Below are 6,521 nucleotides of genomic sequence, written 5' to 3'. Positions count from 1 at the left end.
CCGTGAAAGGGCGGTGTCCTAGGCCTCTAGACGATGGGGACACATAAATGTGTCACTAGGACAACTGAATTTTTAGACTCGTTTCAGGCGAGCTTTCTTAATAACACTACACTTCCCTATTAAAAATAAGTAAGTGGCGTCCCCAAGGGGATTCGAACCCCTGTTACCGCCGTGAAAGGGCGGTGTCCTAGGCCTCTAGACGATGGGGACACATAAATGTGTCACTAGGACAGTTGATAAGTTTAACTCACATCATGAGCTTTAAGGTAATTGCGTTTAATACAAGTAAAGACTCGGGCTTTAATTGTGACGCTATTTTCTCGGTAAAACCGCCTTTAACTAATAAAAGTTAAGTGGCGTCCCCAAGGGGATTCGAACCCCTGTTACCGCCGTGAAAGGGCGGTGTCCTAGGCCTCTAGACGATGGGGACACAGAAAACTGCTACCCTAGGACAAAACACTAATTTTTGGTGGAGCCATGCGGGATCGAACCGCAGACCTCTTCACTGCCAGCGAAGCGCTCTCCCAGCTGAGCTATGGCCCCAACTTAATCAATACCCACCGTGATAAACACATCGTGTATCGCTTAGTGCGGGGCGCATTCTATGCACCACCCAAAATAAAGTCAACAGTTTTTTACCTAGCTTTATTTAAATGGTTTAATTTTCAACAAACTGGCTATCAAGCGTGCTAAAAAATACAATTTGAATAAGATTCAAGCCCTACTGCTTATAATAACATCACTATATTGCAGCGAATACTCAATAGCCCCCACTCCCCCATTTAATGAAACAAAATTGCATCAAAGCAAAGGTATACATTTATATGCAAATTAAACTTATCTATAAACTACCAATTAAGGCCCCGCCAATCGCCTTAATCTTTTAAAAGTTACAATTGCTTATAATAACCAAAACTTAAATGTGGGTTTGAGAGTACCCGCAGCCTTTACTTGCTTAATAACCAGCGTAACTCGTACTAAAAAATTCGATTATTGTTTGAAGAGCATTTTTAAAAGAGCACTGTTGCTTCGTAATTCTATGTATAAAACTTCAAGGCGCGTTGATCTTTGGTGGGTGAAGCGGAAGCTTTGCTCGGCTTTTACTTGGCCCACTAGGTTACAAACCTCGCGCCACGATTTAATCGTCCCTAGATTGAACAAATTTGAATCCACAAAGGTCAACACGCCCTAGTTATATGTGATCTATTTAGTCTTAACCCGAAGCTAGTAGCGAGGAATACGTATTTACGAGATGGCTAGGTTGGCTTATAAAAATAAAGTAAGTACAAAAATAGAGTTTAGAATGCTGAAATAGCATTTATTTTGGGAAGTTTAGATTAAATTCATTTTTAAAGGACCACTCTATTCACTAAATAACTCGCCCTAATATTAATCGATCTTGCTCATAATCATAAAAACGACTCCAGTAAAAAAACAATGAGTATCGTAAAACTAAATTTAAGGTTAATAAAATACAATTCCCTACTCACTTTTAGGTGCTTAATTGAACTGCAATATCAAATTTGATGATAAAATAGACTTCAACCATATCCTATTGTTTATAAAACCTTCATTCAGCACATTTTTATCATTCAAGTGTTGACACATTTCCAACTCTATCTATAATAGCGCCCCACAACAACGCAGCAATGCAATGTTGTTTAGATGTGGGTGATTAGCTCAGTTGGGAGAGCATCGCCCTTACAAGGCGAGGGTCACTGGTTCAAGTCCAGTATCACCCACCACTTTTTAGTTAAAGTGTTCACATCTAAATTCTATATGGGTCATAAGCTCAGTTAGAAAATAGAGAGCATTACCGCTACTAACAAGTAACGGCAAAGTTCACTGGTTAAAGTCCAGTACAATTTATTTAATAGTAGCGTTTTAAATTATATGTGGGTGATTAGCTCAGTTGGGAGAGCATCGCCCTTACAAGGCGAGGGTCACTGGTTCAAGTCCAGTATCACCCACCACATATAAAACCTATTACTATATTAATAGTCGTGTTTTAAAATTGTAATATGGGTCGTTAGCTCAGTTACAAGAAAAGAGAGCATCACCGCCTTTTATAAAAGATGGCGAGGTTCACTGGTTAAAGTCCAGTACTATCTATATCGGTAGTAGCATGTAATATGGGTCGTTAGCTCAGTTGGGAGAGCATCGCCCTTACAAGGCGAGGGTCACTGGTTCAAGTCCAGTACGACCCACCATTTTTTAAATGGTGCATATTACAAAAAATCTAAATGGGTCGTTAGCTCAGTTAGAAAAAGAGAGCATAACCGCTATTTACAAGTAACGGCGAGGTTCACTGGTTAAAGTCCAGTACTATTTATTTTAATAGTAGCGTTTTAATTTATATGTGGGTGATTAGCTCAGTTGGGAGAGCATCGCCCTTACAAGGCGAGGGTCACTGGTTCAAGTCCAGTATCACCCACCACATATAAACCTATTATTATATCAATAGTCGCGTTTTAAAATTTAATATGGGTCGTTAGCTCAGTTGGGAGAGCATCGCCCTTACAAGGCGAGGGTCACTGGTTCAAGTCCAGTACGACCCACCATTCCTAGAATGGTGCATATTAAAATGTAATTTGGGTGATTAGCTCAGTTGGGAGAGCATCGCCCTTACAAGGCGAGGGTCACTGGTTCAAGTCCAGTATCACCCACCAAATTACATCAAGCGGTTAATTGATAATAAAGAATTAAATAACAGGCATACCTATTATATGTGGGTGATTAGCTCAGTTGGGAGAGCATCGCCCTTACAAGGCGAGGGTCACTGGTTCAAGTCCAGTATCACCCACCACATATAAATACCATCAGATAACTTCTCTAGTAATAACTCTTTCTTTTCATATTAAATACATTTAAGAACTTTATAAAATCTCAATATAAAAATCGTATGTAATTAACTTAGTCGTAAGAAAAAGAGCATCACCACCCTTTACAAATAATGGCGAGGGTCACTGGTATCAAGCCAAGTAATCACCCACCACATATAAATACCATTAAACAATTTCTCTAGTAATAACTTTTTCCCATATTAAATACGTTTAACTCCTATTTTTACCTTAAATATATTTCATATTTTTATTAAAATCTAAATTTCCATATCAAAGCACTCATCAAATATAGCGTTTCCATTTTACTTATTTGGTTTTTAATTATGTTATTCGGCTCAGTACTTTCGTAGTTAGATAAACGTATTAGGCAAAGTTAAGTACCTAATAAATACAGCTATCATTTAAATTCCCTTGTAAGGAGTTAAACTGTTGATTATAGTCTGTGTTAAATACAATTACGCTTAAGCCAATGCCAACTAAGATCTATTCAAAAGCCAAAATACTTATAGTAGAGGAGCAGCCACTTGCTCAAAGCTATATGAAACAATCGTTAGAAAGGCTTGGCTTTCGGCAGTTGCGCTTTGCTGATCATGCAAACTCTGCAAAAGAGCAGTGTTTAAGTGAAGAATTTGATCTAATAGTTTGCTCATTCAACTTAAACAAACACCAAGATGGCTACCAGCTTTATGAAGAGCTACGTGTAAAGCAGCTCATAAAAAGTTCGACTGGCTTTATTTTTATCTCAGCAGAAACAAGTGGCTCACTCGTTCATAGTGTTCTTGAGCTGCAGCCAGATGACTTTTTAGTTAAGCCTTTTACAGTACAAGAGCTTAAAACACGCATTGAACGAATCTTAAAGCGTAAACACGACTTACAAACAGTGTATTCATTAATTGATGATGGTAACGATTCAAAAGCTATTAAATTTATTGATACCGCTCTGGATAAAAAAAATAATAATTACAGTCCTATCCTACTTCGCTTAAAAGGCGATGCCCTACTTCGCTTAAAGCGTGCTCAAGATGCAAAAGACTTTTTTAAGTCTGTTCTCGATATTCAAAAATTTGCTTGGGCAAAAGTAGGTTTAGTAGAGGCACTTATAGCGAATAACGAACATATTTTGGCGCAGCGAATGCTCAAGACAATGTTAGAGCGCCAAGAAACTCGTTTAGTAGCCCTTGATTTGTTGGGCAGATTAGAAATAAAGCTAAATCAGTTTGAACTAGCACAAAGCTTTTTAAGTCAAGCAGCAGACATTGCACCGCGAAACATCACACGCCAAAAATCGTTAAGTAATGTGTCGCTAATTAATCACGACTACGAAAAAAGCTATTTAACTCAAAAAGATATAGCCACCTTTGCAAAGCACTCAATACACGACCACCCCGATGTATATTTAAATGCAGCACGTGCCGGTATCGACTTTGCGTTAACGACTGATCAAACTGATCAAATTCAACGAATTTCTAGACAAACAAATCAGTACATTAATGATTTAAAAAAACAGTTTCCTAATAATGCAAATCAAGCGCAAATTGATGTACTTAATGCACGACTTCATTACTTAAAAGACGAGCATCAAAAAGCGAAAAAGCTAATTGAGCAGCTTGATGACGACGATACTCATATCCGATCGGTTGATGGAGCACTTGATAAAGCAAAAGCATTTCATGAACTGGGGTTTCATCAGAAGGCGCAAACCTTATTCACACAAATAATTAGCCACTGTGAAAGACACCCTGCAGTTAGCGACACAACTTACTTGCGTTATATTCAGCAGCAACAAAGTGAGCGACGCGATATTAAAATGGGTCCAAAAGAGCTTAATAACCATGCCGTTAATCAATTTAATAAAGGGCAGTTAAATACTGCGCTGGAAGCTTTTACGCAAGCATTTAGAGTAATGCCTCGCAATCAGAGTATTGCACTTAATTTATTACAGTGCCTATTTGATTCAACCAAGCAATCTGGCAGCTCATTTAATATGGATCTTGCTAGAAGATGCTACGCCCTTCTTGATAAAACTAAATTACAAGCAGATCAGACGCAGCGTTTAGATAAGATTTTACATATAGCAAAAGAAATGAATTTAGATATTCAAAGCGCTAGTAAATAAAATATTAGATCTTTTTCATTGCTGCGGCATTAACGCAATAACGTAAACCTGTTGGTAATGGGCCATCTGGAAAAATATGGCCTAAGTGCGAATCGCATACGTTACAAACCACCTCTATGCGCTCCATACCATGACTTGTATCGTTTACATAACCAATCGCTTCAATTGTTGCAGGTTGCGTAAATGACGGCCAACCAGTGCCACTATCAAACTTTTCATCGGCATCAAACAATAGATTATCACAGCAAATACACACATACTTGCCAGGTTCGAGTAATGTACAACTACCCGAGCTATCTGGGCGCTCTGTTCCCTTCTTACGTGTTACGTAATATTCATCTTCTGATAGTTGCATCCGCCACTGCTCGTCAGTTTTGACTACTTTTTTACTTGGGGTAGGATTGCCGTTGGTGGCAAAGTTAATAACATCATTCCACTTCAACATAATAGCCTCATTGAATAGTTGATTAACCGTACTTAATAAATTTATAAGAAGTACGGTTAATTATTACGTTATTTAATACACTAAAGATCAGCTAAAGAGTGTTGACCGTTTAAAACTAAAACTCGTTCAATTTTAAAGGTAATCTCCTCAGCTAAAGGTAATATTTTGTTTTTCTGAGTCGGTAAGTATTCGTTTAATAAAACTATCTAGCTCTGCTTTTTTTACAGGTAAACTAACACTCATTTGGCGCTCGTTATTACTGTAAATAATTAGCTCATCATCCTTTGTTGTTATGCGTTCAATACTCTCAATAACTAACCAATTTGGACCATGCTTTTTATCAAAAAATCCCATCAAACTAAAAAGTAGTAAATGTTGGGCATCTCGCTGAATAAAATCCTCTAGCCTATTTCTTGATTTAAATAAGGGCGTTAGCCTATAAACGCTTGAGCAAAAAACAAATACCCACAACCCAAATAGCGCTTTAAACCACATAGACTCTAAAAGCTCAGTGCTAATCATTAAAATAATAAGCACTAACCCTATTAACGATATAGCTATCGCTATTTTTTTATTTACAGCGTCCACAACTAATCCCTTTTAAGTCGCTTTTTTTCTTCTGATGCTTTTTCTGTCGGCTCAGGCCAATCATTAAAAAAAACGGTTAAATAACGGCTTTTCACCAAATACCACAATACCCATAAAACAATCATCATTTGTACTGCTAAAAATGATGAAAATCGATAATGGCTATGCGCTGCCTGAATACTTAACCATGTTAAATCAACAACAGCACATAAAATAAGAGGCCAGCGCATATGTCGCCATATTTTTGCTAACTTATCGCTCGCACTGTGTGAATCTCGTGGTCTGCGTAAACAAAATAAAATAGTCGGTATTATTGCAATACTTCCAATTGCTATTGCGATAAAAAAATCATTTTTATTTTTAAAAAATAACGACATTAAATCCAGTTCAGGCCTGCGGCTTAAAGCCGCAATCACCCAAATAAAATAGCCACGTAAAAGCACCAGCAAACTTAAATGAAATGCTATAGGTGTACGGTAACTTCCGTACTTATCCCAGTATTCTGGCCCATATCGGCTCATTGTCGCTT

At 37.7% G+C, this 6,521-nt stretch carries 4 protein-coding genes and 10 tRNA genes; 8 read left to right on the top strand and 6 right to left on the bottom strand.

Translation table 11 applies throughout. From position 1 onward, the window contains the following. Positions 1-134: 134 nt before the first annotated feature. The 3 genes from H5118_RS08310 to H5118_RS08300 all read right to left on the bottom strand — a co-directional run bounded on the left by H5118_RS08310 (position 135) and on the right by H5118_RS08300 (position 543). Positions 135-210, bottom strand: a tRNA-Glu gene (locus H5118_RS08310). 144 nt (positions 211-354) lie between these two features. Beyond that, positions 355-430 (bottom strand) — tRNA-Glu (locus tag H5118_RS08305). Positions 431-467: 37 nt separating this feature from the next. Further along, positions 468-543: transfer RNA gene (locus H5118_RS08300), tRNA-Ala, on the bottom strand. A 1,126-nt stretch (positions 544-1,669) separates the two neighbouring features. Between H5118_RS08300 and H5118_RS08295 the strand changes: the two genes are divergently transcribed. The 8 genes from H5118_RS08295 (at position 1,670) to H5118_RS08260 (ending at position 4,959) form a co-directional block, all read left to right on the top strand. Beyond that, a tRNA-Val gene (locus H5118_RS08295) sits at positions 1,670-1,745 on the top strand. Between the two features lie 152 nt (positions 1,746-1,897). After that, positions 1,898-1,973, top strand: a tRNA-Val gene (locus tag H5118_RS08290). A 161-nt stretch (positions 1,974-2,134) separates the two neighbouring features. After that, positions 2,135-2,210 (top strand) — tRNA-Val (locus H5118_RS08285). A 151-nt stretch (positions 2,211-2,361) separates the two neighbouring features. Next, positions 2,362-2,437 (top strand) — tRNA-Val (locus H5118_RS08280). Between the two features lie 48 nt (positions 2,438-2,485). Then, positions 2,486-2,561, top strand: a tRNA-Val gene (locus H5118_RS08275). A 32-nt stretch (positions 2,562-2,593) separates the two neighbouring features. Then, positions 2,594-2,669 (top strand) — tRNA-Val (locus tag H5118_RS08270). A gap of 61 nt (positions 2,670-2,730) precedes the next feature. Further along, positions 2,731-2,806, top strand: a tRNA-Val gene (locus H5118_RS08265). Between the two features lie 506 nt (positions 2,807-3,312). Beyond that, positions 3,313-4,959, top strand: a complete 1,647-nt coding sequence (locus H5118_RS08260; RefSeq protein WP_033020645.1) for a tetratricopeptide repeat-containing response regulator — start codon at positions 3,313-3,315, stop codon at positions 4,957-4,959. A 4-nt stretch (positions 4,960-4,963) separates the two neighbouring features. On the opposite strand, the gene msrB is transcribed toward H5118_RS08260, so the two are convergent. The 3 genes from msrB to H5118_RS08245 form a co-directional block, all read right to left on the bottom strand. Further along, complete coding sequence (gene msrB / locus H5118_RS08255; protein ID WP_024605441.1) at positions 4,964-5,404, bottom strand: peptide-methionine (R)-S-oxide reductase MsrB; 441 nt, start codon at positions 5,402-5,404, stop codon at positions 4,964-4,966. A gap of 147 nt (positions 5,405-5,551) precedes the next feature. Then, positions 5,552-5,992: a hypothetical protein gene (locus H5118_RS08250; protein WP_138489371.1), complete on the bottom strand. Its 441-nt coding sequence runs from the start codon at positions 5,990-5,992 to the stop codon at positions 5,552-5,554. A gap of 2 nt (positions 5,993-5,994) precedes the next feature. Beyond that, a complete protein-coding gene (locus tag H5118_RS08245) occupies positions 5,995-6,513 on the bottom strand; it encodes a DUF2919 domain-containing protein (RefSeq protein WP_182712209.1) in 519 nt (172 codons plus the stop codon). Positions 6,514-6,521 lie beyond the last annotated feature (8 nt).

This window comes from Pseudoalteromonas sp. SR41-1 (assembly GCF_014164015.1).
GTDB lineage: Bacteria > Pseudomonadota > Gammaproteobacteria > Enterobacterales > Alteromonadaceae > Pseudoalteromonas > Pseudoalteromonas distincta.
The sequence above is the reverse complement of the archived record's forward strand: the minus strand, read 5'-3'. Positions and strand labels throughout refer to the sequence as shown.